Raw genomic sequence first — 3,326 nt, forward strand, 5'->3', positions numbered from 1 at the left:
GGCCGCGGTCCTCGATCTCCAGGGCGTAGCCGTTGCCGACGGGTTCTCCGCTGACCCGCACCTTGGTGTGGGGCGGCGAGAACTGGGCGGCGTTCTCGACGAGTTCGGCCAGGAGGTGGATGAGGTCGGCGACGGCGGTGCCGACGACCGCGGCGGCGGGGAGTTGTCGTACCTCCACGCGCGCGTAGTCCTCGACCTCGGAGACGGCCGCACGGACGACGTTGGTCAGGGAGACGGGCATGCGCCAGGCGCGTCCCGGCGCGGCTCCGGAGAGGATGATCAGGCTCTCCGCGTGCCGCCTCATCCGGGTGGTGAGGTGGTCGAGACGGAAGAGGTCGCTGAGTTCGTTCGGGTCGTCCGACCTGCGCTCCATGCTGTCCAGGAGGCTGAGCTGCCGGTGGACGAGGACCTGGCTCCTGCGGGCGAGGTTGACGAAGACGCCCGAGATGCCGCTGGCGAGTTCGGCGCGCTCGATGGCGGCGTGCAGGGCCGCCCTGTGCACCGTGCCCAGCGCTTCGGAGACCTGCCCGGTCTCGTCCTCGGCCGGCGGGCCGGGCGGCGCTTCGGCGTGAATGTCGATCTCCTCGCCGGAGCGCAGTCTGCGCATGGCGTGCGGGAGTTTGTGGCGGGCGATCTCCAGGGCTCCGTTGCGCAGGCTGACCAGTTCGACGACCAGGCCGCGTCCGATGCGTACGGAGATGACCAGCGAGGCGGCAACGGCCAGGAGGCCCAGGAGTACCGCGGCGCCTGCGGGGGTGAGCAGGCCGCGGGTGAACGGGTCGGCCCGGTCCGCGGCGCTGCGGGCCGCTCCCGCGTCGATCGCGCGGAGATCGTCGCGCACTGCGGCATGGGCGCTGTCCCACGCGGCGGCCGGTGCCGCGGCGGCGGCGGACTTGCCCGGCGGTGCGACGAGCACCTTGTCCTCGACGGCGCGCACGTCGGCGTACGCGCTCCCTTGCACGAGGTCCTGCCAGGCTGCGCGTTCGGGCCCGCGCAGATCGGGCACCGCCGCGTCGGTCAGGGTCCGGCGGGTGTCGACGGCCCCGGTGAACTGCCGCAGCCGCTCTCCGTCCAGGGAGCCTTCGATACGGGCGCTGGACAGGAGGACGTCCTCGCGCGCCAGCATCTCGGAAGCCCTGGAGAATTCGAGCAGCACGCGCGCGTCGGAGCCGAGTTCGGCCTCCTGGATGCCGGTGAGCGCGCCGCCGACTCCGAAGGCGGCCGCAATGGCCTTCGTGTACTGGCCGTAGGCGGCATCCCAGCCCGTACGGCCATCGAGCACGTCGGCGCGCACCGCGTCCAGGCCCTCGGCCGCCAAGACGAAGGCTGCGAGCCTGGAGGCCACGACGGTGGGCAGGCCGGCGCCGTCGGCGACCGTGCGGCCCTGGCCGCGACGCAGCTTGTCCACCGCCCGGTCGGCGCTCTGCGCCTGCCTCTTGAGCTCGCTGCCACGGTCGGACGCGGGCTCGGTCGCGTAGCGCACGGCGGCCGCCCGCTCGGCCTGCAGTGCGGCGACGGCCGTGCCGAGGGGCCCGCGCACCCGGGCGTCGGCGTGTTGCAACTGCCGCAGCTGCGCCACGTCTTGTGCGGTGGTGACGGTGGCGTATCCCCACAGGGCGAGCAGGGAGACGACCGGCACCATCAGCAGGCAGACGATCTTGGCTCGGACGGTGCGGGGCCGCGGCCACCACGATCGTCCGCGCGCGGAGGCGGCCGGCGGCCCGGGGTGCGAGGGGGCTTCGGCGTCGGGCCGTTCGTCGGCGGGCGCTCCCGCATGTGCGCGGCGGCCGCGTGCCGGGGCCCCGGGCGTGGCCGGCGCGGTGCCGTCAGCCGGGTCGGGGGTTCTACGGGGTGTACGCATGGCCTCCTCGCTCGGTGAGAATTCGGGGCGGGTGTCGGGCCGGGCGCGGCCGGTCCGGGTGGCCGCTAGCCGGCGGCGCCGCCCGCCGGCTGCTGGGCCGCCACGGAGGCGGCACGCTCCCCCGAGGTCGGGGACAGCGCGACGAAGGCCGAGGTGAGGAAGAGGTAGGAGCCGAGACCGACCGCAAGGGGGAAGATGAACTGCATGGTCGTGGCTCCGGGCAGCGCCGCGCCCGACTCGGTGATCCGCACGCTCACGGCCAGCATCCCGGTGTAGTGCATGCTGCTCACGGCCCCGCCCATGACCAGGGAGGCGACGGCGACCGCGAGCGGTGAGCTGATGTTGAGCGCCGCCCACAGGGCCGCGGTCGCGGCGAGGACGGCGATGGCCACGGAGAGGCCGACGAGGACCGGGTCGTAGCGCACGTCGCCGTGCAGCCGCAGCGCGGCCATGCCCAGGTAGTGCATGCTCGCCACGCCGAGCCCGGTGGTCAGCCCGCCGACCGCGAGCGCACGCCCGCGGTCACGGCCGTAGCCGACGGCGAAGACGCCGATCCCGACGACGGCCACCGCGACGATCAGGCTCAGGATCGTCAGCGGCACGTCGTAGCGGATCTCGGTGCCGGTGACGCCGAAGCCGAGCATGGCCACGAAGTGCATCGTCCAGATGCCCGTGCCGATGGCGGAGGCCGCGGTGATGAGCCAGTTGCGGCGTGACGTGCCCGACGCGCCCAGCGCACGGACGGTGCAGCGCAGCCCGAGAGCGGCGCCGATACAGGCCATCACGTACGACAGCACGGGGGTCAGCCAGCCGAAGGCGGCGTGGTCCAGGTGTCCCATGGCTCCGGGACGCTAGTCCGGGCAGGGGCGCACAACGGGGGCGCAGTTCGAAAGGTGTTGCAATATGACGCAGACGCGAACCTGAACGACCGCATCACGCTCGAACGTGTGCCCCCGACGCGCATGCGTGTCGTTAAGCAATCATGACCACATGAGCGATGACCACACGCGTGTCCGCGACTTCTTCTCCGCCCGAGCAGCCGACTGGGACAACCGGTTCCCCGACGACGGTCCCGCCTATCGCGCCGCCGCGTGCGAACTCGGTCTGCGGCCCGGCGGCCGCGTCCTCGACGCCGGGTGCGGCACCGGCCGGGCGCTGCCCGCGCTCAGGGAGGTCGTAGGGCCCGGGGGAACCGTCCTGGGGATCGACCTGACTCCTGCCATGCTGGAGGCCGCCACACGGGCGGGCAGGGACCGTGCGGGCCGGCTCCTGCTCGGGGACGTGACCCGGCTCCCGTTGCGCGACGGGACGCTCGATGCCGTTTTCGGCGCCGGCCTGATCTCCCACCTGCCCGACCCGGCCGCGAACCTGCGGGAGTTGCGGCGCGTGGTGCGCCCCGAAGGAACCCTCGCCCTCTTCCACCCCATCGGCCGGGCGGCCCTGGCGGCACGGCAGGGCCGCCAGA

The 3,326-nt window shown here is 73.6% G+C and carries 3 protein-coding genes; 1 reads left to right on the top strand and 2 read right to left on the bottom strand.

All coding sequences use genetic code 11. The features are described 5' to 3' along the window. Together ACQKIP_RS43350 and ACQKIP_RS43355 are read right to left on the bottom strand one after the other, a co-directional pair. A partial coding sequence (locus ACQKIP_RS43350) for a nitrate- and nitrite sensing domain-containing protein (protein ID WP_427745535.1) occupies positions 1–1,861 on the bottom strand: 1,861 nt, incomplete at its 3' end. A 65-nt stretch (positions 1,862–1,926) separates the two neighbouring features. Next, entirely contained in the window at positions 1,927–2,700 is a 774-nt protein-coding gene (locus ACQKIP_RS43355; RefSeq protein WP_365854491.1) for an MHYT domain-containing protein, read from the bottom strand. Positions 2,701–2,851: 151 nt separating this feature from the next. On the opposite strand from ACQKIP_RS43355, the gene ACQKIP_RS43360 reads away from it, so the two are divergent. Then, a partial coding sequence (locus ACQKIP_RS43360; protein WP_427745537.1) for a class I SAM-dependent methyltransferase occupies positions 2,852–3,326 on the top strand: 475 nt, incomplete at its 3' end.

It is taken from the genome of Streptomyces sp. NPDC059900 (assembly GCF_050270335.1).
Classification (GTDB): domain Bacteria; phylum Actinomycetota; class Actinomycetes; order Streptomycetales; family Streptomycetaceae; genus Streptomyces.